The organism is Roseovarius salincola (assembly GCF_026891095.1).
GTDB lineage: Bacteria > Pseudomonadota > Alphaproteobacteria > Rhodobacterales > Rhodobacteraceae > Roseovarius > Roseovarius salincola.
In genome coordinates this window covers 1-23,582 of sequence record NZ_JAPTNL010000022.1, presented here as the reverse complement: position 1 = coordinate 23,582, position 23,582 = coordinate 1, and the positions used below count along the sequence as shown (strand labels likewise).

Below are 23,582 nucleotides of genomic sequence, written 5' to 3'. Positions count from 1 at the left end.
CGCCTGCGGGGTCCTCTGCAAGGGCCTCAGGAGCCCGAAGCTGGCCATGGCGCATTCGTGCCGCCGGAAGAGTCAGTGCGAGTTATCCGTATTTTCCGGGCGCGTTGGTACGACGCTTCCGGTCTGCGTGGCCGGGCCTGCGGGTTGATCGGCTTTCATGTGCAGCGCCCGATCGCGCGGCGATCATCCGCCAAGGCGGTCCGGTCATGTCAGCGTGGTGTCGAGGGCCGAGGACAGCTTGTCCACCAACTCACCGATCTGGTCCTCGGTCAGGATGAAGGGCGGGGCGAGCAGGATGTGATCGCCCTGGCGCCCGTCGATCGTGCCGCCCATTGGATAGCAGATGAGCCCCGCCTCGAAGGCTGCCGCCTTCAGTTCCTTGTGCACAGCGCGCGCCGGATCGAAAGGGGTTTTGCTATCGCGGTCGGCGACCAGTTCGAGGCCCCGGAACATGCCGCGCCCACGAATATCGCCCACATTCGGGTGCTGCCCGAAGGCGTCGTTCAAAGCGGTTTCCAGGACCGCGCCCATCCGGGCGGCGCGCGCGGTCATGCCGCCATCTGTCAACTTTGCGACAACCGCATCCGCAGCGGCGCAAGCCATCGGGTGCCCGATATAAGTGTGCCCGTGCTGGAAAAAGCCCGAGCCGCTTTCGATCGCGTCATAGATCCGGGCAGAGCACAGCATCGCGCCGACCGGCTGATACCCGGCGCCGAGGCCCTTGGCGATGGTTGCGATATCGGGGACGATCCCGTCCTGTTCGCAGGCGAAAAGCGTGCCGGTGCGCCCCATGCCGCACATGACCTCGTCGAGGATGAGCAGGATACCGTGGCGGTCGCAGATTTCGCGGATCCGCTTGAAATACCCCGGCACGGCGGGCACCGCGCCAAGCGTGGCGCCGACCACCGGTTCGGCGACGAAGCCGATCACGGTCTCTGGGCCGAGGCGTTGCAACTCCGTCTCAAGCTCGTCGGCGACGCGCTGGCCGTACGCCTCTTGGGATTCGCCCTCCTCGCGGTCGCGATATGCGTAGCAGGGCGCGATATGGCTGGTGTCGATCATCAGCGGGGCGAAGGGTTCGCGCCGCCAGGCATTGCCGCCCGTGGACAGTGCGCCGAGCGTGTTGCCGTGATAGCTTTGGCGGCGCGCGATGAAGCGGGTGCGCTGCGGCTCGCCGCGTTCGAGGAAATATTGCCGCGCCAGTTTCAGCGCCGCCTCGACCGCCTCGGAGCCGCCCGACACCGGATAGACCCTGTCGAGCCCTTGGGGCGCGTGGGCGATCAGGCGGTCGGCGAGCCGTTCAGCGGGTTCAGATGTGAAGAAACCGGTATGCGCGAAGGCGATCTGTTCGGCCACAACGGTACCGCTACCGTGGCCGAGTATTGCTCCGCCGTTTACATGTGAGGCGGATTGAACGGTTCTCGGCCGGGTCAAGGCAGCTGCCCACGTTCATGACGAGCGCCTGTCAAGATCGGGCCTGATCCGGCACCTCAGGTCACGAACAGCCGCCGCGCGGGACCGCGCTCGAATCCGGCGCGTTCAAAACGCGACCCCACGCAATCGCTTGATTGCCGAAGATTCAGCAGCAGGAGGGGTATTGTTCCCAATATCTGCCAGCGAGATGCGCGTCTTGCGGTCAAGCGGATCGAAACGCGCGCGACGGTGATCCTCCTTCCGACGATCTTCCTGCCGCTGGTGCGCCAGCTCGGGGCCAACCTTTTCGTGCCATGCAAAATATCGCGACTGACCATCGAAGAGGTCGCGCGCCGGGTTCTGCATTTCATCGCCACCATTATTCCGGGGCTCTTGATCCCGATTTGCTTTTGTCGCCATCGGCAGACGCCGGATCGGCAGGCACCACGCTCGCTCAGCGGATGACCGCCATGACAAACCCACGGCGGAATCTGGCAGCGGGTTCATCCCCGTTTACGGTTCCTGATACCGAACCATCGGTTGTGTCAGTATGAGCGTTCCGGCGAGCGTGGATGAACCGAGTTGTCCAAAGGGCTGCCATCCGGTCTTAATATAATCGTTTACCTGCTTGGACAGCCTGTCATGCGTTTCATCTGCATCTGTCTCGGCATAGAGCGCTGATAAAACCTTGTATTCCATTATCCTGGCCATTGCCTTTGCCTCCCGCTCCGTCTTTCTCCCGATGACAGCCTAGCGGATGCGGGCGGCACGATGAAAGTGGTGTTGCAAGCACCGATGTCGGCGCGTTCGCATAGGCCACGGGTTCACCCCCGGTCTTGATCCGATCTGTCCGAATCTGATTGCCTTACGAAAAATTTGTATCACAATTCGAGAATTGGTCTCTTAAGATGAAATGATTCGATTAAATGCATCTGGATCGCCTGATAACCATCCTGGAAATCGTCGCCGTGGCAGGGCGGCCTGTTTCGACTGGCGAAATCCAGAAGGCAACGGGACTGCCCAAGCCGACATGCTACAGGCTGATCCAGACGCTTCAGGAGCAAGGCCTTGTCGAAGCGCCGTCAGGCGACGGGCGTGTTGTGATCGGTGAACGTCTGATCCGTATCGCCCTTCTCGGTAAATCCGACGTAGATGTGCGTAAGGCGGCGGCGCCACTGCTGAAGGCTGCGGCAAGCCATTTCAACGAGACCGTTTTTCTCGCCCGCTTTCGAAACCGCCAGGTCGAGATCATTCATGCGGAGACGCCAGACGATCCTGCGCGCGCCTTTGTGCATCCCGGCTTGGGCGTGCGTCCGATGCATGCCTGTTCATGTTCAAAGGCGATCGCTGCCTTTACCGAACTGGAATTTCAGAACTCGATCATCAGCGGCAGCCTCAAGGCCTATACCGACCACACCAAGACGACCGAGGCAGAATTGCGCGCAGAATTTGCACGCATTGCCGAGCGTGGCTTTGCCGACTGTGATCAGGAGATTGACGTTGGGATCGCCAGTGTCGCGGCGCCAGTCTCCATCGGCAATATCGGCGCGACGTTCAGCGTGGGCACCGTTGGGCCGATCCGTCGCTTCGGAGCGGCGAAGCGGTCGGAAATGGGCCTGCAACTCATCAACCTGGCTGACCGCATCAGCGGCGCCATCCAACTGTGCAATGTGGCCGAGGTTTGAGGAGGCCGGGACCACACCGCCAAGAAGAAGGAAGAAAGACGACGTTGGCCCCATGAGGGGCCTTAAATCCAGGGAGGAAAATACATGACCTTAAGACCGGACCCGACGTTTCACGCCACGGCGCAGCTTGCCATGCAGGCCCCCGTGGAGAACTACGGCTTTACAGTGATGCTGAGCCCGGACGGCTCGCAACCCGATGGGATCGCCGTGGTCGATCTCAATCCGAAATCCGACACATACGGCACCATCGTCCACACGCTTCTGATGCCCTATACCGGCGACGAGTTTCATCACTTCGGCTGGAATGCCTGTTCCTCGTCCCTTTCTCCGCTGTCGGGACATGCCTTTCTTGAACGGCGTTACCTGATCGTCCCGGGCATCCGGTCTTCGCGCATCTATGTCATCGATGTGAAAGACCCACTGGATGCGAAGATCCACAAGATCATCGAACCTGAGGAAGTGTTTGCCAAAACCGGCTATTCGCGGCCCCACACGATCCATTGCGGGCCGGAAGGCATCTATGTCTCGACCCTTGGTGGGGGCGGCAAGGACGGCACCGACGGCCCCCCCGGCATCTTCATCATGGATTGCGAGACATTCGAGATCATCGGCCAGTATGAGATGGACCGGGGCAAGCAAGACAAGCACTACGATTTCTGGTGGAACCTGCCACAGGATTACATGGTCAGTTCCGAATGGGGCCTGCCGCCGCAGTTCGAGAACGGCATCGTGGCCGAGGATCTGCTATCGAACAAATACGGCCACTCCATCCATTTCTGGGACCTTCGCAAGCGCAAGAACATACAGACGATGGACTTTGGCGAGAACTACCAGATGGCATTGGAAATCCGCCCCGCGCATGATCCCAAGAAATCCTACGGCTTTTGCGGCGTGGTGGTGGACACTACCAACCTTCAAGGGGCGATCTTTACCTGGTGGCGCGGCGAGGACGGAACCTGGCAGTCGAAAAAGACCATCACGATCGACCCGCGCCCGGAAAAGGCCGAGAACCTGCCGCCACTGTTACAGGGTTTCGAGGCGGTGCCACCGCTAGTCACCGATATCGACCTCAGCCTCGACGACAAATATCTCTACGTCGCCTGCTGGGGGATGGGCGAGATGCATCAATACGACGTGTCGGACCCGATGAACCCTGTTCTTGCCGGCAAGGTTGAACTCGGCGGCATCGCGCGCGGCACCAAGCACCCGGGCGGTGGTGACTTCGCCTTCGGGCCGCAGATGGTCGAGATCAGCCGTGACGGCAAGCGCGTGTACTGGACCAACTCGCTTTACTCCACATGGGACGATCAGTTCTACCCGGGCCAAGAGGGCGGGCAGATGGTGATGGCCCATGTCGGGGAAAACGGGGGGCTGACGCTCGATCCGGATTTCTATGTCGATTTCCCTGAAGGGCACCGGGCTCACCAGATCCGGCTGGAGGGCGGCGATTGTTCGACCGACAGCTTCTGCTATCCCAACGTCTGAATGGAACTCGATGCAAGCACGATGACGGCTCTTTGGGGGGCCGTCATCATTTCCGGGATCTATCACGGGGTCAATCCCGGCATGGGATGGCCGCTGGCGGTGTCCGCCGGGCTCATGGAAGGCCGGCACAGCGCAATGGTCAAGGCCATCGGCGCTTTGGCGATCGGGCATCTTCTGGCGATGCTGGCCATCCTTCTGCCCTTCTCGATGATGACCGCACTGATAGACTGGCAGACCGAAATCCGAATTGGTGCCGCTACGCTGGTGATAGCGGCAGGGATATATCTGCTGATAAATCGCAGACACCCCAGATTCCTGTCGCGGGTCCAACCCTCAAAGCTGGTGCTGTGGTCGTTTCTCGCGGCGATGGCTCATGGGGCCGGGCTGATGCTGGTGCCGATATACCTCGGGATTTGCGGGGTCGACATAGGTGACGGAGGCCACGAAGCGGCCAGAGACCTGATGGGGCAGAACATTGCATCCGCCTTTACCGTGGCCTTGGCCCACACGGCCGCCATGTCCGTCTCCGGCGGTCTGATCGCGGTGGCGATATATTTTTACTTCGGGCTGAAGTTTCTTTCACGTGCATGGTTCAACCTGGACATGGTCTGGGCTTTGAGCCTGATTCTCGTGGGCTCCTTCGCGATCTACGCGATAATAAAAGGGCATTGATGACATCGAAGCGGGCGGACGGACAAATCCGAACACGCCTCGGTCTGAGCAGGGCGCTGCCTTTCATATCATGCAAAGACACGCCACCCGGCCAGAGTGACGACGCAGGTCGCGCGGCGCACTGGCGCCGGCCATTTGCGTCCATCTAAACCCTGCCACCCGGCGTGCTTCACGTGAACGCGCAATGGCGCCGCCCGGCAGGCCTTGGCTGAAACCTTCTCAACAGAAAGAACTCGGCCCGGAGCCCTCACCTGAATGGCTCGGGACGACCTACAGATTTCAAAACACGATCGGCATCGGTCGCACCGGTTGCATGCGCCGAACCTGCGGCGATTATGAGCGGGAGACAGGTAGTATGCGGGTGCTGTCAGACGAATTCGAACGCGCCTCAGTCAGAGCAGGGACGCTGCTCTTTATGTCATGCAGAGACCGCGCCACTCGGCAAAAGCGGCGGCACGGTTTCGCCTGAAGATGTGTCGACTGGAGAGGCTTCGTTCCGAATTGAAATGGTTTAATATTGAAGAATGGACGGCGCGAATTTTTGCAGACTTCGCATGCGTCGAAAGCGGGTCATGGCGCGTTCTCGTCGTCGGAACGGCTGATGCGAATTCTAGGCACGATTGTCCAGCCAGCGACCAGTCACCTGCCGTTCGGCATTGCCGATTTCCTTTATGGCGGTGGCAAAGGAGCGGAGTTTGTCGGCCACGACATGTTCGGGCCGACCATAGCGTTTCATCAATTTTCTGAGGAATTTCAAAGCGTCCTTGCGATCCCGACGCTTTGAAACAAAGGCGTCCAGCACTTTGCCCTCTTGATCAACAGCGCGCCACATGTAGTGGGTTTCGCCGTTGATTTTGACGAACGCCCCGTCCAAATGCCATTGCCAGTTCGAACAGGCGCGCATTCGTTGAATTGGACAGCGCCGGATTTCTGCGGCGAATCCCACGCCAAATCTGTTCCAGCAACTAGCGGACGGGTTCATGGCTAACGTCGATCCCGCGTTCGTGGAGCAGGTCCTCGACGTTGCGCAGTGACAGCGGGAATCGAACATACATCATCGCCGCCAAACGGATGATCTCAGGGCTGGTTTTGAAATACTTGAATGGATCGTGTTTTGTCATTCCAGAAGCGTAGGGCGGGATCAACGTCGTCTCAACACAATTTGCTCTGACAATGCCGGCGCGTCTCTTGCGGAAACCCTCATCCGCAATCGCCCGAAAAAACGCGGGAAAATCATCGAAAACCGCACGTGGGAAAGGAGACGAGTGTGGGTGGCGGAGGAGGTGTCCGCCATTGCGTTTTCTGACATGTTCCGATCAAGTCCAATAATGCATTTAGAATCAGATTATTGATGGATGCCGCCTGTCCATCACGTTCCGAGAATTTCCATTTACTTCCCACAAAAAGTGTGGGAATAAATGGTGGAAACGTTGATGGAAACGCAGGTTGGATGATGGCGCAGAACCAAACGGGCAGTAAACGGCATCCCGAGAAGGCGCTATCCGCTGTGTTTGTTCGCCAGGTAGTCGAACCGGGCAAATACTCCGATGGGAATGGCTTGTTTCTTATGGTGCAGCCCAATGGCTCAAAATCATGGGTGCAGCGCATCACCATTCGCGGCAAGCGTCGTGACATAGGCTTGGGCGGCGCGGGATATGTGTCTCTGTCCGAGGCACGCGAGATGGCGCTGGAAAACAAGAAACTGGCGCGGGCCGGTGGCGACCCATTGCAGGTCAAGCGCGAGGCGCAGGCGGTGCTGACCTTTGCAGAGGCCGCGCGCAAGGTTCACGAAATGCACAAGCCCACATGGCGCAATCAAAAGCACGCGGCGCAGTTTATCAGCACGCTGGAAACCTACGCCTTCCCTAAAATAGGGGCATTTAAGGTTGGCGATGTGACGACGTCGGATGTTCTGGCGGTGCTGCAACCGATCTGGCTGGAAAAGCCTGAAACCGCGCGGCGGGTGCGCCAGCGGATCGGCACCGTTATGAAATGGGCCGTTGCGAAAGGTTGGCGGCAAGATAACCCTGCCGAGAATATCGGGCAGGCATTGCCCAAGCACGAAACCACAAAGAACCACCGCAAGGCGCTTCCCTATGCGCAGGTTTCCGAATGTATCGAGGCGGTGCAACACTCGAACGCGTGGCCCGCAACAAAGCTGGCGCTGGAATTTCTGATACTGACCGCATCGCGTTCAGGCGAGGTGCGCGGTGCGCTATGGGAAGAAATCGAATTTCAGGGCGGTGACACTGCTAAAGCTGCTAAAGCTGCTACATGGGTTATTCCAGCAAGCCGGATGAAAATGAAAAAGCCGCATCGCGTGCCATTGTCCGCGCGGGCGCTGGAAATCCTGAAAGAGGCCGAGGCGCTGCGCGGTGCATCCGGGTTGGTATTCCCGTCCATGCGGGATAAGCCGCTATCCGACATGACGCTTTCAAAGCTAGTGAAAGAACAGGGCTTTGACGTGCATGTTCACGGATTCCGCACGTCATTCCGGACATGGGCGCAGGAGCAAACCAATTTCCCGCGCGAGGTTGCGGAGGCGGCGCTTGCCCATGTGGTCAAGGATAAGGCCGAAGCCGCCTATGCCCGATCCGACATGTTCGAGAAGCGGCGAATGATGATGGAAAGTTGGGCGGGATATTTGACGAATCGAGTGTGCAAGGTTGTGAATTTGGCATGAATGATTCGAACAAGAAAATAGTGAATGCGTTGGCGAAGGCCCAAGTGAACAGCCAGTTGCAGGCTGAAGCTCGAGCGCTAAGGCAGAAACTTGATGCAATAAATACGGCGCGAGCCGCAATTTATTCAGCAATTAGCGCATGGACTGGGGAAGTAATTCGACCCGGCGACCCAATCCCTGTCATTCGAAAGGGTAGGAAGGTCTCCGAAATCCATTCAAACACGTTGCTTCATGGCGACCCTACTGACCCAGTGACCTCAGCCTCTTTAATTGAGCATAGGTCCACTTTGGAGCGTAAGGAGAAAAACCTGCGCAACGTGAAAGAAAAGGCGCAGGCGCTAATTTCAGCACTCACTGAGCTTTCATACTCGGAACGCATCGAACTTGACCGCCAAAAGCAGTTTAGCGCGGATGAGCGTCTAGCGTCGAGAATTATAGCGCAAGTTGGTTACCTTACTTCTTCCGTAGTCGGTTGTTCCCAAATGATGTTGCGCTCTGAGGAAGAGATTTTAAAGGTTCAGGAAGAGCTTAATAAAAGGCAGCGTGGCAAGGGGCGTCCAAGGAATGATGCTGCCTACGCTGTCGCGAGTGAGTTGGCATATCTCTACGCAAATGTAACGGGCCAAAAACCGACCTACTCAGAAGGGCCGGATGGGCTTTCCGGGCAATATACCCCTGCTCTACGCGACGTATTTGATAGCTTGGGTTGGACTGAGTTATCACTGCGGGGACCAGCGGAAGCTGCAATTCTCAAGGTTGGTTCAGAAGATTTGGCATACGATAAAAATCAAACTCTGGGCGGACTTTTGGGGTTGCCTCCCGAATAGACCGCTCGCCCAAGTTCAATACCTTTCGAGGCATAGCGAAACTGCCTTGTGAGGTTTATCAATGGCTAACCCAATACTGAGACGCCCAAACGTGGAATGTGCCACTGGGCTTTCCCGATCCAGCATTTATGCAAAGCTTGACCCTTCCAGCCCATACTATGACGCGTCTTTCCCAAAGCCTATAAAGCTGGGCAAGCGTGCCGTCGGCTGGCGTGAAGCTGATATTTCCGCATGGCTCGAAAGCCGCACAACCGGCGCGGCATGATCCATGACCGGCAAAAAGAACGCGCCGTGCAGCTGGCAGGCTGGCACGACGCGGGATGTTCCGTTTGCGGCTGCGACGGACACCCGAAATGTATCACCTAAGCGTGCGGAACACCAGACCGGCGGGACGCCTTACCGCATCACGCCCAGCGCGGGCGACCCGTTCAATATCGCGGTTTCTGGCCGCGACCGTTGGGCGCTCGAACAACTGCGCAAGGCGGGTGCGAAGGGCTGCACTCCCATACATAACCCTGCGCCGCGCTGGGCGGCATATGTGCATGACCTGCGCGCGTTGGGGGTGGAAATCGAAACCATCACCGAACCGCATGAAGGCGACTTTCCGGGGCATCACGCACGTTATGTGCTGCGCTCTGGCGTGGCGCTGGGCTGGAAAGGCGGTGCAGCATGAACGCGCTGCAAATCTCTTTCCTGATGCGCGCACATGGGCTGACAGAGGCGCAGGCGCATGCAATGGCGGTGCTGATCTGGGGGGCGTGCTGATGGACGCGAAACAGATCACCCAAACCCTTCGCGGCAAATGGTATCGCCATTACGGGAGCGCGCCTTGCCCGGTTTGTCAGACTGAAGGCCGCAAGGGGCAGAATGCCCTGACCTTGGCCGATGGCGATGGCGGGCGGCTCTTGGCGCATTGCAAGAAATCCGGCTGCGCCTTTGGCGACATTCTGGCGGCGGCAGGACTTGGGCGCGGCGATTACATCGCGCTCGATCCGCTGGAAGGCCACGCGCGCCAAGCCCAGGACCGGGCCGAGGCCGAGAAGAGGGCCAAGCAAGCGCACCGGCTTTGGCAGGATGCGCGCCCCGTGGTCGGCACGCTGGCGGAAACCTATCTGAGGGGGCGGGGCATATCCTGCCCCCTTCCCGAAACCCTTCGCTTCCTGCCTGAGTGCTGGCATCCGACCGCAAAGCGGTTTCCTGCGATGCTGGCGCGCGTCGATGGTGGCGACGGTTTCGCGGTGCATCGCACCTATCTTGCGCCTGATGGACGGGGCAAGGCCAAGGTGGAGCCAGACAAGATGATGCTGGGCCGCGTCTCTGGCGGCGCTGTGAGGCTGGCAGAAGCGCAGGGGCCGCTTGTGGTGGCCGAGGGCATCGAGACCGCCCTGAGCCTGTCCTGTGGGCTTCTGCGCACCCCTGCGACTGTCTGGGCGGCGCTGTCCACGTCTGGGATGCGCGGGCTGCATCTGCCACCCGATCCGCACCGGCTGACCATTGCGCCGGATGGCGATGCACCCGGCAAGGCGGCGGCGCATGACTTGGCTGAACGCGCGACCGCGCTGGGCTGGCAGGTGTCACTTCTGACCGCCCCCGATGGCCGCGACTGGAACGACATTCTGACCATGAAAGGGGATGCAGCATGACCGCCCCGCAACCTATTCCGTTCAAAGCTGAAGGCCCGCAACCGGTACTAAGAGAAATCCCGGCGGGTGAATCCTATCCGGTGGGCGCTCTGGGGCCGCTGCAAGCCGTTGTAGAGGCTGTGCAGGGCATGGCCCTTGCCCCGGTCGCCATACCGGCGCAATCGGCGCTGGCGGTGGCGTCTCTGGCCCTGCAGGGCTTCGCCAATGTCGAGACTCTAAACGGGCCGCGCCCGCTATCGCTCTACTGCCTGACCATCGCGGCAAGCGGCGAGCGCAAATCAAGCTGCGATGCACCGCTGATGGCGGCTTTGCGCGAGCATGAAAAGGAACAGGCCAAGGCCCAGCGCGATGATGTGCAGGCATGGCAAAACGCGCATGCGATATGGAGCGAGGAACGCAAGCGCATCCTGGGCGAAATCAAAAAGGGAAAAGGCGAAAAGAAGGCCGCTGCGCAGGCCGATCTGGATGCGCAAGGCCGGGAACCCGCCGCGCCGCCAAGTCCTGACCGCGTAGTGACCGAACCCACGTTTGAAGGGCTGACCCGGCTCTATGCGACCGGGCAACCGTCGCTTGGCATCTTTTCGGATGAAGGCGGGCAATTCCTTGGCGGGCACGCCATGAACAGCGACAACCGCCAAAAGACGCTGACCGCCCTAAACGACTTATGGCAGGGCAACCCGATCCGGCGCACGCGGGCTGGTGACGGGGCATATACGCTTTATGGGCGGCGGCTGGCGGTGCACCTGATGGCGCAACCGGGCGTGGCGCATGCCTTCATGGCTGACCCGCTTGCCGCCGATAGCGGCTTTCTGCCTCGCTTCCTGATCTGCGAACCGCCCAGCGCAATCGGCACAAGGCTGCATTCCAAGATAAAGCCCGACAATGGGGCATTGGCGACGTTCTCCGACCGGCTGCGCACTATTCTTGAGACATCTTTGCCGATGGATCCTGACACCCGCGAATTGCAGCCCCGCAGCCTTACGCTGAGCAATGACGCGAAGGTGCTCTTGATACAGTTCTCTGATGCAATTGAGTTGGCCCAAGGTAAGGGCGGCAATCTCGAACATATCACCGGCACCGCATCGAAAGCGGCGGAACAGGCCGCGCGCATTGCGGGCGTGCTGACGCTCTGGCGGGATTTGCACGCGGTCGAGGTTGCCGCGAAGGATATGGCCGATGCAATCACGCTGGCGCAGTTCTACCTATCCGAGGCCGCACGGCTGGCCCATGCGGCAACCGTATCCGCTGAAATCGACCGGGCGGAAAAGCTGCGCAGATGGCTTCTGGATAGCTTGCCGGAACCGGAAATCATTCTTGGTGAGGCGGTGCAAAAGGGGCCATACGGTTTGCGCGAAAGCAAGACAGCAATCGCCGCGCTGACGCTCCTGGAAAAGCACGGCTGGCTGCAACCGCTTGAACCCGGCACCGTTGTTCGCGGTAGCGCGCGCAAGGCAGCGTGGCGGATCGTGCGAGGGGGTGGCGATGTGGTTTGATGCGCAATACGCGTTAAGCTGTTTGGACGGGGCAGAACAGCCCCGCCCCAAGGCCGCGCCCCGGTCAAAGCCTGTAACCGCGAATGAACCGAGTTTAGCAGGAATAGCAGGTTTAGCAGGCGGGGCGGCTCAAATCTCCAAAAGCCAGCCCAGCGCCAGACAAACGGAAACCGCCTTTCCCTATGGTGAAACCGCAGGGGAAAGGCCGCTGACCTATACAGGGCGTGTTGTGTCACTGGACGCATGGCGCAGCTTGACGGAATGGGAAAAGCACGGGCCGCGCGGGCGAGTTTGGAGCGGGAGAAGTCAGTTATGGGAATGACTCTAAAACAATCACTTAACCCGTTTTTGGGTGTGCAAATAGAGGATGGTCGCAATGCCTGGACCTGATCCGGATACAGTGTGGTTCGAGGAATACGAGGGACGGCTACTTGCGACCTATGAGCCTTATTTGTGGAGCGGCAATGTCGGGAACCGCAAGGCGCGGGCTATCGCAATCTTGAAGCGTCTGGTGTGGCACGATTGGTTTTGCCGCTGGTGCGGCGATGACTTGCCAGACTGGCGCAGGGCGGATGCGCGGTATTGTTGCGAAGGGTGCAGGAAGCGGGCGGCGCGGTATCGGCGGCGCTCGCGAAAGCACTCAGCCTCATTCTACTTGCTGCAATAAGCGTTCAATAAAAGGGGCGCATAATTTTGCGAATCGCATAGGCTTCAGCATAGACTTCGAGCAAATGGAGGCTCCTATGCGAATTGTGTCCTACATTGCTGCAGCTTTAGTGCTCGCTTTCCAAGCTGTCCCAGCTGAAGCTGAACAAATTCAGGGTTCGCAGTTTTCCAGCGGAAATTGGAACGGTGCGGCATATACGTTTGATGCTTCAGGAGAGTTCAGCCACTGTGCAATTTCCGCATCATATAAATCCGGTAACACCCTCTATTTCTCGGTCACGCGCGATGCGAGCGTGACGGTCGGCGTTTCTGGTCCTGCGCTTGGTCTCGAAGAAGGTATGAAATTTCCAGTAACGTTAGCGGTCGATCGACGTAAACCCTTTTATGGAACTGCAACAGCAGTGTCATCCAATCTGGCTTTTCTGACCATTGCCGACTTTGACGCAGCTATGACGGCATTTAAGAAGGGTTACACGCTGCGGATTTTTGCCAATGGTGGTCAAGGTGTCTATGATCTGTCTGGCACTTTCCGAGCTTTGGAGGCAGCCAGAAATTGTGCAATCATATATTACAATCATCGATCCAAGCCATCGACAGCCACCACCAGAAATGAGGTCGTAGACCCAGCGATAGGTTACCAGCTTGCTACCTCGATGATTTCTGATCTGGGTGTAACAGACGCCCGATATCTCACAAAAGATGAACTGCAACAGATTGAACTTCCCGGTGCAGTGTATTGGGTTTCCAATGATACTGGATTGTCGGGTGGTGTTATGTTCTTTGATGTCGCGGAAGGCTACGAATTGCGAACGCATGACGCGGTAGCTACGGAATATCTCTCTAGAGATTGTGAAGGGGATATTGCATCGACAGTGCAGCAAGTAGATGCGGAATTCCCAGCGCGCCAGATACGTGTCTTATGTCTAAGCGATGACCGGCAATACGAAGCGTATCTAACAAATTCCCTCTTAGAGGACGTTCGGATGGTGACGCTCTTGATGCATCATAGCGATGTGGGCGGGGCCGCACCGGAGAGGTTGAAAGAGCGAAGCACGGACTTGGCGTTAAGAAACGCAAAGTTTGTTTTGGATGCGGAGTGAACTTTAGGACCAATACGCGCGCGAGAAGTTTCAGATGTTGAGGCAATTGAAGCAAGCTGCGGCTAAGGGCAGCACAAGTTTTAGCCTATTAATGGATTTTTCGGGGTAAGCCTCCTGCGGTGGCCGTCTGATTCCGTGATAGATCCGGTGGGGGCACGCCAACCACACGCCGCTTTGACAGGAGTAAGCGATACCTAACTGTTAGAGTTCCATTCGAACGAATACGTCTCCAGCGGCGGGAGCGTTTGCCGATTCCATGCTCGCCATGAATTCATCGGCACTGATCCAACTGCTGTGGGACAGTGTCGCTTCATTCATCGCTATCGAATTCACTTTCAGGGGAGATATTTCGCTTAAGACATCAAAGCATTTGCGAATTTTCTGTGCTTCATTCTTGTGAAACTCCAAAGAAAGAATTGGGATTGGAACACTCAATCCTTTCACAACTTCCAACTCGAATCCTTCGACATCAATTTTGCAGAAGCTGGGCACTCCATGCTCGTCGATCAAATCATCCAACGTTGTGGTCTCAACTACACAGCTATTCAGCGGCGCATCCCTATATTCTAGTGCGCCCCATTTCGGGTTTAGACTTGCCGTGGATGCAGTGTGTGCAAACGTAAGTGTTGCTTCGCCCACCTCCGAAGATATCGCCTTGGGGACGAGGCTGAAATTTGGGTTCGCACTCAACTCCGCTTCAATAATCGGCCAGCAATTTGGGTTGGGTTCCACGCTTATGGTATTTGCACCCAGAGCTAGGAAGATATCGGCCTTCTGTCCCATGTTGGCCCCAATATCGAACACCAAGTCTCTTGGACGGATGAACTGCCGGTAGAGTTCTAAATCGCCGCGACGCTGCCTCCGAACCTCTGGGCTGAAGCGACGGAAAATTCTGCGGGCAGGCCCATAGACCCCAAGGCTCATGCTAATCTGTTTTAGTGCTCTAGGTGCAGGCATTCGAGTGAACCTCGCTTGAAAGTATCTTTTTGAAAATCTTGGGAGCAAAAATTCTGACGCTACCAATTCGGATACAACTTTCCTAAACGTGCTTGAGGGTCACAGTCCGTATCTGCTGAGTCAAGCGATGCAGGCTTGGGACATTTTTATTGGGACGCCGAGAAATAAGCCGAACGCACGACGTTTCAAGCATGGCAAACGTTTGACGCGCTCGACTTGCTTTGTTGCGGTCCAGATAGTCGCGCTCGACTTCCCCAACGCGAAACTTGGACCGCTGCGCTTAAACGAGTCGTCACCCTGCCGGACCACATCGTAAAAATCGAGAACCGCGACTTTACGGAGCCATACAAAATAAAATGCGGGTAAAAGTGTGGGAATTCACACTTTATAAAATCATCAAGCAATTGATTTATTTCAGAATTATGGAATGTTGTGGCGGAGGAGGTGGGATTCGAACCCACGGTACGCTTTCACGCACGCCGGTTTTCAAGACCGGTGCATTCGACCACTCTGCCACTCCTCCGGTGCCGACTTCCCTATAGCCTGCGCAACGATTCTGGAAGATGCTGATCTCAGGGGAATTCCGCCGAATGGCACCTGCGCGCTTTTCTTGGCGCGGGCAAGGCGCTAGACTGTTCGCGCGCAGGGGGATGGCCGCCTGCGTCACGATGGAACAAGGCCGGGAAAACCGGCGCGCATCACAGGCAAGGGGTTCGGCATGGGGCAGTTCGGCATGGAGTATTCGGGCAAGGTTGCAGGGCGGGGGCTGAAAGGCGCGGTCGCGCTGACGGCATCAGTGTTGCTGCTGGGCGGCTGTCAGGAGATGGGCAATATCAACCCCTTCAAATCAAGGCCCGATGCCAGCGACACCGAAGCAGAAGACGCTGCCGACAGTTCCTCGACCAAGCTGGTCGAGCGCGACGTCGAGGCGCCCGACGTCTTTCAGAAGACCGATATGGGGCTTTGGGATGGCCGTCCCTCGCTGGGCGGCGTCTGGGTCGCCCATCCCGATGTGAACGAGCCCGAGCGCGTCATCATCCGCAACGCCACCAATTCCAAGTTCGTGATCGGCGCGCTGTTCCGGCGCGAACGCGAAAATCCCGGCCCGGCCTTTCAGGTCTCCTCGGATGCCGCAGCGGCGCTGGACATGCTGGCCGGCGCCCCGACCCAGCTCAACGTGACCGCACTGCGCCGCGAGGAGGCTCCGGCAGAGCCGGCCGACGCCGAAGAGTCCGAAGCACAGGTGGACGATCCCGCCGAGATCGAGACCACATCGCTTGACCCGGCCGCCGGGGCCGCCGAGGCCATCGACACCGCCGATGCCTCTATGTCCGCTGAGTCCATGCCAAGGCCGGTGTCGCCGCCCGCCGCCGCATCGCGCCCCTCGGCATCCTCTCTTGAAAAGCCGTATATTCAGATCGGCATCTTCAGCGTCGAGGAAAACGCCCGCAACACGGCGACCGCCATGCGTCGGAACGGCATGGTGCCCACGGTCAAAGAACAGACCACCCAGGGCAAGGATTTCTGGCGCGTGATCGTCGGGCCGGCGGCCAACAGTTCTGAACGCGGCATTCTTCTCAAGAAGATCAAGGGTGTCGGCTTTGAAGACGCCTATCCGGTAACCAACTAGACCCGAGGCCCCATGACACGTCTGTTCCGTCTTCTGACTCCGGCTCTTCTTGTTCTGGCGCTGGCCCTGCCTGCGGCCGCCTTCGACACGCGCGCCAAGGCCGCTTTTGTCTACGACATGAAGACCGGCACCGTGCTGCTCGACAAGAACGCCGACGAGCCGCTGCCGCCCGCGTCCATGTCCAAGCTGATGACGCTCTATGTCACCTTCGAGGCGATCCGCGACGGGCGCCTGTCGCTTGACGAAGAACTGCCGGTCTCGCAGCATGCCATGAGCTATGGCGGTTCGACCATGTTTCTCGATACGACCGACCGTGTGCGGGTAGAGGACCTTTTGCGCGGGATCATCGTGCTTTCGGGCAATGATGCCTGCGCCGTGCTGGCCGAGGCGCTCAGCCCGGATGGCACCGAGGCGGGCTTTGCCCGTTATATGACGCAGCGTGCGCAAAAGATGGGCATGACGAATTCGACCTTCATCAATTCGAATGGCTGGCCCGCCGCGGGCCACCGGATGAGCGTGCGCGACCTCGCGCTGCTGGCGCGCCGCATCATCGAGGATTTTCCCGGCTTCTACCCGATGTTCGCCGAAACCGAATACGCCTTTGACGGCCGCGCCCCGCAAAACACCCGTAACCGCAACCCGCTCCTTTCGCGCAATATCGGCGCGGACGGGCTCAAGACCGGCCACACGGTCGAGGCGGGTTACGGGCTTGTGGGCTCGGCCAAGCAGGGCGACCGGCGCGTCGTCTTCGTGGTCTCAGGCATCGACAGCCAGCAGGCCCGTGCCGAAGAATCCGAGGCGATCGTCAACTGGGCATTTCGCCAGTTCGTCGAGAAATCGGTACTCAAGGCGGGCACCGAGGTGGCCCGCGCCGATGTCTGGATGGGCGACATGCCCAGCGTCGGCCTGACCCCGGCCGAGGACATCTCGACGCTGCTGCCGGTGCTGGCCAGCGACGATCTCAAGGCCGAAGTGGTCTACCAAGGCCCGATCCGCGCACCTGTCAAAGCGGGCGACGAACTGGCCGAACTGGTCTTCGCCCCCGAGGGGCTGCCCGAAACACGCGTGCCGCTGGTCGCCGCGCAGGATGTGCCGCGCGGCGGCTTCATGGCGCGCATCCGCACAGTCTCGGGGTTGCTCATCACGCGTGTGCGCCAGGGGTCCGAGGGCGCGATTTGAGCCGCAAGCGGGGATATTTCATCAGCTTCGAAGGCATCGACGGCTCGGGCAAATCCACGCAGGCGCGGCTTCTGGCCGAGCATCTGCGCGGCACCGGGCGCGACGTGGTGCTGACGCGCGAACCCGGCGGCAGCCCCGGTGCCGAAGAAATCCGCAAGCTGGTTCTGGAAGGCGCGACCGACCGCTGGTCGCCCGAAACCGAGCTGCTGCTGTTCACCGCTGCGCGCCGCGACCACCTTGAGCGCACCATCGAACCGGCGCTCGCAGCCGGGCAGGTGGTGATTTCGGACCGCTTCGCTGACAGCACACGGCTTTACCAAGGGCTTGCGCGGGCCGATCTGCGCGCGCTGGTGGACCAGCTTCATGACCTCATGATCGGGCGCGAACCCGATCTCACGGTGTTGATCGACATGGACCCCGGCACCGGGCTTGCGCGCGCGCTGGGGCGCAATGCGGGCGAGGAGCGTTTCGAATCCTTCGGCGACGCCATGCAACAGAAGGTGCGGCAGGGTTTTCTGGACCTCTCGCGCGAATTCGCCGAACGCTTCGTCACCGTGGATGGCAACCGCGACATTGACGCCGTCGCCGCCGACCTGCGCGACATCGCCGCGTCATGGCTGCCATGAGCGCGGCCGACGGCAGCCCCCGCATCGAGCCCGACCGGATCGAGGGCGCCCCCCATCCGCGCGAAACCCCGCGCCTGATCGGGCAGGGCGCCGCCGAGCGCGACTTTCTCGAGGCCTTCAATACCGACCGCCTGCATCACGCCTGGATGATCACCGGGCCGCGCGGTGTGGGCAAGGCGACGCTGGCCTGGTCGATCGCGCGGTTTCTGCTGGCGACGCCTTCGCCGGGAAACGACGATGGCGGGCTCTTCGGCGATGCGCCGCCAGCGCCGGATTCCCTTGATATTCCCGCCGATCACCCGGTTGCCCGGCGGCTGCTGGCGGGTTCGGATCCGGGGCTTTACCTCGTGCGGCGAGGCGGCGCCGGTTCGACCGAAAGCGAACGCGACAAGGCCTTCGCCGAGGCGCGCTTTTCCAAGGATATCCGCATCCCCGAAATCCGCGGCCTCTCGCGTTTCATTCACCTCAGCGCAACCGATGGCGGCCGCCGGGTGGTCATCGTGGATGCCGCAGACCAGATGAACACACAGGCGGCCAACGCGCTTTTGAAGATGCTCGAAGAGCCGCCCGCCCGCACTACGCTTCTTCTGGTCACCCATCAGCCCTCGCGGCTTTTGCCGACCATCCGTTCGCGCTGCCGGATGCTGCGACTGTCACCGCTTTCGCCCGATGACATGGCGCGCGCGCTTTCGCAGGCCGATATTGACCTTGGCGAGGACGGCGACGCCGCCACCCTGGCCGCGCTTTCGGGCGGTTCCGTGGGCGAGGCGGTGCGCCTCATCAACCTTGGCGGGGTCGCGATGTATCGCGAACTTGTGGCCATTGCAGGCACCATGCCCCGGCTGGATCGCGCCCGCGCCCTCAAACTGGCCGAGGCCGCCGCCACCCGTGGCGCCGAAGACCGTTTTGACCTCCTTTTGGGCCTCACAGACCTCTTTCTGGCGCGGTTGGCGCGGGCTGGCGCACTTGGCCCGCCCGAACCCGAGGCGGTGCCCGGCGAAGCCGATTTGCTGGCACGGCTCTCGCCCGGTCCGCTTCAGGGCCGGGCATGGGCGGACTGCGCGCAGGAGATCGGCGCGCGTGCCCGTCACGGGCGGGCGGTCAACCTTGACCCTGCCTCGCTGGTCCTAGATACCGTGTTCAGGATTCAGCAAACCGCGGCGGGTTGATCCGCCCGCATCAGGGGCGACATGAGCGACACCATCCAGATCACGGACAGCCATTGCCATCTCGATTTCGACACGTTCGACGAGGACCGCGACCAGGTGATCGCGCGCGCGCTCGAGGCGGGCGTGACGCGCATGGTCACGATCTGCACCAAGCTGCGGCTTGAACCGCAAGTGCGCGCCCTGGCCGAGCAATATGAACCGGTCTTTTACGCCGCCGGCACGCATCCGATGAGCGCCGCCGACGAACCCCTGGCCAGCGTCGAAGAACTGGCGCGCCTCGCCGAACATCCCAAATTCGTCGGTATCGGCGAAAGCGGGCTCGATTATCACTACACCGCCGACAGCAAGGCGGTGCAGCAGGAAAGCCTGCGCATCCATATCGCCGCCGCGCGCGAAACCGGCCTGCCGCTGATCATCCATGCCCGCGACGCCGACGAGGACATGGCCCGCATCCTGGCCGAGGAACATGCGCGCGGCGCCTATGATTGCGTGATGCATTGCTTTTCGTCGGGGGCGGGGCTGGCGCGGGTGGCGCTGGACCTTGGCTTCTATCTCTCGATGTCGGGCATCGCCGCCTTTCCCAAGAGCGCCCCCCTGCGCGAAATTTTCGCCGCGGCCCCCCGCGATCGGATTCTTGTGGAAACCGACGCGCCCTATCTTGCGCCGCCGCCCTATCGCGGCAAGCGCAACGAGCCCGCTTACAGCATCCACACGGCGCAGGCCGGGGCGCAGGCACTGGGCATGGACTGGCCGGACTTCGCCGCGCAGACCCAACAGAATTTCGACCGCCTGTTCAGAAAGGCCGCCCTTTACCGGGCGGCGGCCTGATGGCCGAGCGCCGCTTCGTCATCCTGGGCTGCGGCTCCTCGGGCGGCGTGCCGCGTCTGGGCGGCCATTGGGGGGATTGTGATCCCGACGAGCCGCGCAACATCCGCCGCCGCTGCGCGCTTCTGATCGAACAGGAGGGCGCGAAGGGCACCACCCGCGTGCTGATCGACACCTCGCCCGACCTGCGCGCGCAGCTTCTGGATGCCGGCGTCGGCGAGTTGGACGCGGTGCTTTATACCCACAGTCACGCCGACCATGTGCATGGCATCGACGATCTGCGCATGGTGGTCTACAACATGAAGAAACGCATCCCGGTCTGGGCCGATGGCGACACCCAGAACGCACTTTACGCACGTTTCGGATATGCCTTCATGCAGCCCGAGGGCAGCCCCTATCCGCCGATCCTCGACATGCACACGATCGACGGGGATGTCACCATCGACGGGGCTGGCGGGCCGCTGACCCTGACCCCCTTCGAAGTCAATCACGGCTCTATCGAGGCGCTGGGCTTTCGCATCGGCGACCTGTGCTACCTGCCTGATGTGGCGCGCATTCCCGATGATGTCTGGCCGCTGCTCGAGGGGCTGGATTGCTGGATCCTCGATGCATTGCGCCGCACGCCGCATCCGACCCATTCGCATCTTGCGCAATCGCTGGAGTGGATCGCGCGCGCCGCACCGCGCCGCGCGGTGCTCACCAACATGCATATCGATCTCGATTATCGCACGGTCGATGCGGAAACGCCCGCGCATATCACGCCCGCCCATGACGGGATGACGATCACCTACACGGTCTGACGCGATGCAGGCCCTGATCGAGATCATCCTGCCTGTCTTTCTGGTGATCGGCTTTGGCTATGTCGCGGTCTGGCGCGGCTGGTTTTCCGAGACCGGGCTCGACGGTCTGATGACCTTCACCCAGAATTTCGCGATCCCCTGCCTCCTGTTCACCGCCATAGCCCGGCTGGACCTTGGCCAGCATTTCGAATGGCGGCTGCTGACCAGCTATTACACCGGGGCGATGGCCGGGTTCCTTCTGGGAATGCTGGGGGCGCGGTTCGCTTTCGGGCGCGACTGGGAAGACGCGGTGGCAATCGGTTTCTGCTGCCTGTTCTCCAACTCGCTCCTGCTGGGGTTGCCGATCACCGAACGCGCATACGGCGCGCGCGCGCTTGACGGCAATTACGCGATCATCGCGATGCACTCACCGTTCTGTTATGCGGTCGGGATCTCGGCGATGGAGATCGCGCGGGCACGCGGGCGCGCAGGCCTGGCGCTGCTGCGGCAAGTGTTCAAGGCGATGTTCTCGAACGCGCTCATCCTGGGGGTGGCCGCAGGTTTCGCCGTCAACCTCAGCGGGCTCGCGATGCCCACCGTGGTCGATGAGGGGCTGGACTTGATGGTGCGCGCGGCACTGCCCGCAGCATTGTTCGGACTGGGCGGGATGCTGGTGCGCTACCGCCCCGAAGGCGATCTGCGCATCGTGCTCTACGCCTGTTTCGTCGGGCTGGTGGCGCATCCGCTGATCACCAGCGGGCTGGGGCGGGCGCTGTCGCTGCCCGTCGAGGCGACGCGTTCGGCGGTGCTGACGGCGGCGATGGCGCCGGGGGTCAACGCCTATATTTTCGCCAACATGTATGGCCGCGCACGCCGCGTGGCGGCGACGACGGTGCTGGTGGCGACCGCGCTGTCGATCTTGAGCGTCTGGCTGTGGCTGGGTGTCATGCCCTGAGCCCCGGCGCCCGGGCGCGGCCTCAGGAACAGAACTGGCGGTAGAGAAGCTCGATAAGTTCGCGGGTCTTTTCGTCGGCCAGCCGGTAATAGACGGTCTTGCCCTCGCGCCTTGTCTTGACGCGGCCCTCCTCGCGCAGCCGCGCGAGAATCTGGCTCACCGCCGCCTGGCGCATCTCCAGAAGCTGTTCGAGTTCGCCCACCGATTTCTCGCCCGAGCCCAGATGGCACAGCGTCATCAGACGTCCCTCATGCGCCACGGTCTTGAGAAAGGCCGCCGCGGTCTTGGCGTTTTCCTGCATCTCGGTCGGCGTGACCGATGCGCTGTCCAATATGTCCTTGGTATTCACTGTTACGGCGTCCCGTCCTGATCTTTATCCGCGCTTCCTAGCATGCCTGCGGGCAAAGCGCGATCCTACTGCTCGAGCGGCGGCGCGCCGCCCTGAAAGGCATTGCCCCCGACATAGTCGCAGGGCGCATCCTGCATCTCGAGATGCAGCCCGTCTCCCCTGTAAGGGTGGGCACGCGCCAGCGCCTCGTCAAGGTCTATGCCAAGGCCGGGCGTGTCCGGCGGGGTCACGAAACCGTTTTCGACCCGCAAACTGCCTTTTATAAGTGCATTGTGGAACGGGGTCTCGATGGTTTCGATCATCAAGAGGTTCGGGATCGAGGCGGCGAGGTGGATATTGGCCGCCCATTCCACCGGCCCGGCATAGAGATGCGGGGCCAGCTGCGCGTTGTAGACCTCGGCCAGGATGGCGATCTTCTTCGCTTCCCAGATGCCGCCCGCGCGCCCCAGCGCCGGTTGCAGGATGCTGGCCGCGCCCTGACGCAGCACGGGTGCGAATTCCGCCTTGGTGCTAAGCCGCTCGCCTGTGGCGACGGGAAGGCCCGTGGCGCGCGCGACCTCGGCCATCTGGGCGATATTGTCGGGCGGGATCGGCTCTTCGTACCAAAGCGGATCATAGGGCGCGATCGCCCGGCCCAGCCGGATCGCCCCGGCGGTGGTGAATTGCCCATGCGTGCCAAAGAGGATGTCGGCGCGATCCCCCACCGCCTCGCGGATCGCGCGGCAAAAGGCGATGGACATCGAGATGTCCGACATCGCCGGCATATGCCCGCCGCGCATCGTGTAGGGTCCGGCGGGATCGACCTTGACCGCCGTATAGCCGCGCGCGACGCAATCTGCGGCGGATTCGGCGGCCATGTCGGCCGATGTCCAGAAATCCTTCATTATGTGGCGTTCCAGCGGGTAAATATAGGTATAGGCGCGGATGCGCGCGTTCATCCTGCCCCCGAGCAGCGCCCAGACGGGGCGCTCGCGCGCCTTGCCCAGAATGTCCCAGCAGGCGATCTCCAGCCCCGAAAACGCGCCCATCACCGTCAGGTCGGGCCGCTGCGTGAAACCCGAGGAATAGGCGCGCCGGAACATGAGCTCGATATTCTCGGGGTTCTCGCCCTGCATGTGGCGGCTGAAGACATCGGTGATGACCGCGCGCATGGCGTCTGGCCCGACCGAGGCGGCGTAACATTCGCCCCAGCCGGTGATACCGTTATCGGTGGTGAGCTTGACCAGGATCCAGTAGCGCCCGCCCCAGCCCGGCGCGGGCGGCGCGGTGACGATGATGTCGATATCTTTGAGTTTCATGGACGGGCCTTTCCGGTTTTGGAGGCTCGGATCGCGTGGCGATCCGACCGGGGGGGGGGGGGGGGGGGGGGGGGGGGGGGGGGGGGGGGGGGGGGGGGGGGGGGGGGGGGGGGGGGGGGGGGGGGGGGGGGGGGGGGGGGGGGGGGGG

Annotated in this window: 23 protein-coding genes, 1 tRNA gene and 3 pseudogenes; 19 read left to right on the top strand and 8 right to left on the bottom strand. The window is 60.9% G+C overall.

Translation table 11 applies throughout. The features are described from left to right. Window positions 1-204: 204 nt before the first annotated feature. From N5A93_RS17445 to N5A93_RS17435, 3 genes and pseudogenes are all read right to left on the bottom strand, one after another. Window positions 205-1,395, bottom strand: a pseudogene (locus tag N5A93_RS17445) (aspartate aminotransferase family protein); the annotation flags it as partial. A 144-nt stretch (window positions 1,396-1,539) separates the two neighbouring features. Further along, window positions 1,540-1,833, bottom strand: coding sequence for a hypothetical protein (locus tag N5A93_RS17440; protein WP_268956371.1), 294 nt, complete (start codon window positions 1,831-1,833; stop codon window positions 1,540-1,542). A gap of 93 nt (window positions 1,834-1,926) precedes the next feature. Continuing rightward, entirely contained in the window at window positions 1,927-2,112 is a 186-nt protein-coding gene (locus tag N5A93_RS17435) for a hypothetical protein (RefSeq protein ID WP_268956370.1), read from the bottom strand. 227 nt (window positions 2,113-2,339) lie between these two features. Between N5A93_RS17435 and N5A93_RS17430 the strand changes: the two are divergent. From N5A93_RS17430 to N5A93_RS17415, 4 genes and pseudogenes are all read left to right on the top strand, one after another. Beyond that, window positions 2,340-2,498: pseudogene (locus tag N5A93_RS17430) on the top strand (helix-turn-helix domain-containing protein); the annotation flags it as partial. Between the two features lie 15 nt (window positions 2,499-2,513). Then, window positions 2,514-3,098, top strand: a complete 585-nt coding sequence (locus N5A93_RS17425) for an IclR family transcriptional regulator (RefSeq protein ID WP_268956388.1) — start codon at window positions 2,514-2,516, stop codon at window positions 3,096-3,098. An 84-nt stretch (window positions 3,099-3,182) separates the two neighbouring features. Beyond that, a complete protein-coding gene (locus tag N5A93_RS17420; protein WP_268956369.1) occupies window positions 3,183-4,583 on the top strand; it encodes a selenium-binding protein SBP56-related protein in 1,401 nt (466 codons plus the stop codon). Then, on the top strand, window positions 4,584-5,255 hold the full coding sequence (locus N5A93_RS17415) for a hypothetical protein (RefSeq protein WP_268956368.1): 672 nt from the start codon (window positions 4,584-4,586) through the stop codon (window positions 5,253-5,255). It abuts the gene before it with no gap. Window positions 5,256-5,668: 413 nt separating this feature from the next. Here the strand turns inward: N5A93_RS17415 and N5A93_RS17410 are convergent. Next, window positions 5,669-6,376 (bottom strand): annotated as a pseudogene (locus N5A93_RS17410) (IS6 family transposase). A gap of 332 nt (window positions 6,377-6,708) precedes the next feature. Here N5A93_RS17410 and N5A93_RS17405 point away from each other — a divergent pair. From N5A93_RS17405 to N5A93_RS17370, 8 genes are all read left to right on the top strand, one after another. Continuing rightward, window positions 6,709-7,938, top strand: coding sequence for a tyrosine-type recombinase/integrase (locus tag N5A93_RS17405; RefSeq protein ID WP_268956367.1), 1,230 nt, complete (start codon window positions 6,709-6,711; stop codon window positions 7,936-7,938). Beyond that, a complete protein-coding gene (locus N5A93_RS17400; RefSeq protein WP_268956366.1) occupies window positions 7,935-8,765 on the top strand; it encodes a hypothetical protein in 831 nt (276 codons plus the stop codon). The genes N5A93_RS17405 and N5A93_RS17400 overlap by 4 nt, the downstream gene beginning before the upstream one ends. Before the next feature lie 61 nt (window positions 8,766-8,826). Then, complete coding sequence (locus N5A93_RS17395; protein ID WP_268956365.1) at window positions 8,827-9,030, top strand: AlpA family phage regulatory protein; 204 nt, start codon at window positions 8,827-8,829, stop codon at window positions 9,028-9,030. A 3-nt stretch (window positions 9,031-9,033) separates the two neighbouring features. After that, window positions 9,034-9,438 carry a winged helix domain-containing protein gene (locus N5A93_RS17390; RefSeq protein ID WP_268956364.1) on the top strand — a complete coding sequence of 135 codons (405 nt, stop codon included), beginning with the start codon at window positions 9,034-9,036 and terminating at the stop codon, window positions 9,436-9,438. A gap of 91 nt (window positions 9,439-9,529) precedes the next feature. Further along, window positions 9,530-10,408 (top strand): DUF7146 domain-containing protein, encoded by an 879-nt coding sequence (locus N5A93_RS17385; RefSeq protein ID WP_268956363.1) that lies wholly within the window; start codon window positions 9,530-9,532, stop codon window positions 10,406-10,408. Beyond that, entirely contained in the window at window positions 10,405-11,901 is a 1,497-nt protein-coding gene (locus N5A93_RS17380) for a YfjI family protein (protein ID WP_268956362.1), read from the top strand. The genes N5A93_RS17385 and N5A93_RS17380 overlap by 4 nt, the downstream gene beginning before the upstream one ends. 243 nt (window positions 11,902-12,144) lie before the next feature. Continuing rightward, window positions 12,145-12,291 carry a hypothetical protein gene (locus N5A93_RS17375; RefSeq protein ID WP_268956361.1) on the top strand — a complete coding sequence of 49 codons (147 nt, stop codon included), beginning with the start codon at window positions 12,145-12,147 and terminating at the stop codon, window positions 12,289-12,291. A gap of 182 nt (window positions 12,292-12,473) precedes the next feature. Next, on the top strand, window positions 12,474-13,667 hold the full coding sequence (locus tag N5A93_RS17370) for a hypothetical protein (RefSeq protein ID WP_268956360.1): 1,194 nt from the start codon (window positions 12,474-12,476) through the stop codon (window positions 13,665-13,667). A gap of 201 nt (window positions 13,668-13,868) precedes the next feature. On the opposite strand, the gene N5A93_RS17365 is transcribed toward N5A93_RS17370, so the two are convergent. Together N5A93_RS17365 and N5A93_RS17360 are read right to left on the bottom strand one after the other, a co-directional pair. After that, window positions 13,869-14,591, bottom strand: a complete 723-nt coding sequence (locus N5A93_RS17365) for an FkbM family methyltransferase (RefSeq protein ID WP_268956359.1) — start codon at window positions 14,589-14,591, stop codon at window positions 13,869-13,871. A 466-nt stretch (window positions 14,592-15,057) separates the two neighbouring features. Continuing rightward, a tRNA-Ser gene (locus N5A93_RS17360) sits at window positions 15,058-15,147 on the bottom strand. Between the two features lie 195 nt (window positions 15,148-15,342). On the opposite strand from N5A93_RS17360, the gene N5A93_RS17355 reads away from it, so the two are divergent. Genes N5A93_RS17355 through N5A93_RS17325 form a run of 7 tightly spaced genes read left to right on the top strand, consistent with a single transcriptional unit; the run spans window position 15,343 to window position 21,787 of the window. Next, window positions 15,343-16,254: an SPOR domain-containing protein gene (locus tag N5A93_RS17355; protein WP_268956358.1), complete on the top strand. Its 912-nt coding sequence runs from the start codon at window positions 15,343-15,345 to the stop codon at window positions 16,252-16,254. 12 nt (window positions 16,255-16,266) lie between these two features. Continuing rightward, entirely contained in the window at window positions 16,267-17,433 is a 1,167-nt protein-coding gene (locus tag N5A93_RS17350) for a D-alanyl-D-alanine carboxypeptidase family protein (RefSeq protein ID WP_268956357.1), read from the top strand. Then, window positions 17,430-18,059 carry a dTMP kinase gene (gene tmk, locus N5A93_RS17345; RefSeq protein ID WP_268956356.1) on the top strand — a complete coding sequence of 210 codons (630 nt, stop codon included), beginning with the start codon at window positions 17,430-17,432 and terminating at the stop codon, window positions 18,057-18,059. The genes N5A93_RS17350 and tmk overlap by 4 nt, the downstream gene beginning before the upstream one ends. After that, window positions 18,056-19,228, top strand: a complete 1,173-nt coding sequence (locus N5A93_RS17340; RefSeq protein ID WP_268956387.1) for a DNA polymerase III subunit delta' — start codon at window positions 18,056-18,058, stop codon at window positions 19,226-19,228. Before tmk ends, N5A93_RS17340 begins: the two co-directional genes overlap by 4 nt. Window positions 19,229-19,249: 21 nt before the next feature. Beyond that, entirely contained in the window at window positions 19,250-20,056 is an 807-nt protein-coding gene (locus N5A93_RS17335; RefSeq protein ID WP_268956355.1) for a TatD family hydrolase, read from the top strand. Next, window positions 20,056-20,853, top strand: a complete 798-nt coding sequence (locus N5A93_RS17330; RefSeq protein WP_268956354.1) for an MBL fold metallo-hydrolase — start codon at window positions 20,056-20,058, stop codon at window positions 20,851-20,853. Before N5A93_RS17335 ends, N5A93_RS17330 begins: the two co-directional genes overlap by 1 nt. Window positions 20,854-20,857: 4 nt before the next feature. Continuing rightward, on the top strand, window positions 20,858-21,787 hold the full coding sequence (locus N5A93_RS17325; RefSeq protein ID WP_268956353.1) for an AEC family transporter: 930 nt from the start codon (window positions 20,858-20,860) through the stop codon (window positions 21,785-21,787). Window positions 21,788-21,809: 22 nt separating this feature from the next. Here the strand turns inward: N5A93_RS17325 and N5A93_RS17320 are convergent, their stop codons facing one another. After that, window positions 21,810-22,088 (bottom strand): ArsR/SmtB family transcription factor, encoded by a 279-nt coding sequence (locus N5A93_RS17320; RefSeq protein WP_268956386.1) that lies wholly within the window; start codon window positions 22,086-22,088, stop codon window positions 21,810-21,812. A gap of 113 nt (window positions 22,089-22,201) precedes the next feature. Then, entirely contained in the window at window positions 22,202-23,434 is a 1,233-nt protein-coding gene (locus N5A93_RS17315) for a mandelate racemase/muconate lactonizing enzyme family protein (protein WP_268956352.1), read from the bottom strand. Window positions 23,435-23,582 lie beyond the last annotated feature (148 nt).

Bases quoted from the DNA above. Each gene is read 5' to 3' on its own strand.
- N5A93_RS17440 (WP_268956371.1), bottom strand. From the start codon at position 1,833: ATGGCGACAAAAGCAAATCGGGATCAAGAGCCCCGGAATAATGGTGGC.
- N5A93_RS17435 (WP_268956370.1), bottom strand. From the start codon at position 2,112: ATGGAATACAAGGTTTTATCAGCGCTCTATGCCGAGACAGATGCAGAT.
- N5A93_RS17420 (WP_268956369.1), top strand. From the start codon at position 3,183: ATGACCTTAAGACCGGACCCGACGTTTCACGCCACGGCGCAGCTTGCC.
- N5A93_RS17415 (WP_268956368.1), top strand. From the start codon at position 4,584: ATGGAACTCGATGCAAGCACGATGACGGCTCTTTGGGGGGCCGTCATC.
- N5A93_RS17405 (WP_268956367.1), top strand. From the start codon at position 6,709: ATGGCGCAGAACCAAACGGGCAGTAAACGGCATCCCGAGAAGGCGCTA.
- N5A93_RS17400 (WP_268956366.1), top strand. From the start codon at position 7,935: ATGAATGATTCGAACAAGAAAATAGTGAATGCGTTGGCGAAGGCCCAA.
- N5A93_RS17395 (WP_268956365.1), top strand. From the start codon at position 8,827: ATGGCTAACCCAATACTGAGACGCCCAAACGTGGAATGTGCCACTGGG.
- N5A93_RS17390 (WP_268956364.1), top strand. From the start codon at position 9,034: ATGACCGGCAAAAAGAACGCGCCGTGCAGCTGGCAGGCTGGCACGACG.
- N5A93_RS17385 (WP_268956363.1), top strand. From the start codon at position 9,530: ATGGACGCGAAACAGATCACCCAAACCCTTCGCGGCAAATGGTATCGC.
- N5A93_RS17380 (WP_268956362.1), top strand. From the start codon at position 10,405: ATGACCGCCCCGCAACCTATTCCGTTCAAAGCTGAAGGCCCGCAACCG.
- N5A93_RS17375 (WP_268956361.1), top strand. From the start codon at position 12,145: ATGGCGCAGCTTGACGGAATGGGAAAAGCACGGGCCGCGCGGGCGAGT.
- N5A93_RS17370 (WP_268956360.1), top strand. From the start codon at position 12,474: ATGCGCGGTATTGTTGCGAAGGGTGCAGGAAGCGGGCGGCGCGGTATC.
- N5A93_RS17365 (WP_268956359.1), bottom strand. From the start codon at position 14,591: ATGAGCCTTGGGGTCTATGGGCCTGCCCGCAGAATTTTCCGTCGCTTC.
- N5A93_RS17355 (WP_268956358.1), top strand. From the start codon at position 15,343: ATGGGGCAGTTCGGCATGGAGTATTCGGGCAAGGTTGCAGGGCGGGGG.
- N5A93_RS17350 (WP_268956357.1), top strand. From the start codon at position 16,267: ATGACACGTCTGTTCCGTCTTCTGACTCCGGCTCTTCTTGTTCTGGCG.
- N5A93_RS17340 (WP_268956387.1), top strand. From the start codon at position 18,056: ATGAGCGCGGCCGACGGCAGCCCCCGCATCGAGCCCGACCGGATCGAG.
- N5A93_RS17335 (WP_268956355.1), top strand. From the start codon at position 19,250: ATGAGCGACACCATCCAGATCACGGACAGCCATTGCCATCTCGATTTC.
- N5A93_RS17330 (WP_268956354.1), top strand. From the start codon at position 20,056: ATGGCCGAGCGCCGCTTCGTCATCCTGGGCTGCGGCTCCTCGGGCGGC.
- N5A93_RS17325 (WP_268956353.1), top strand. From the start codon at position 20,858: ATGCAGGCCCTGATCGAGATCATCCTGCCTGTCTTTCTGGTGATCGGC.
- N5A93_RS17320 (WP_268956386.1), bottom strand. From the start codon at position 22,088: ATGCAGGAAAACGCCAAGACCGCGGCGGCCTTTCTCAAGACCGTGGCG.
- N5A93_RS17315 (WP_268956352.1), bottom strand. From the start codon at position 23,434: ATGAAACTCAAAGATATCGACATCATCGTCACCGCGCCGCCCGCGCCG.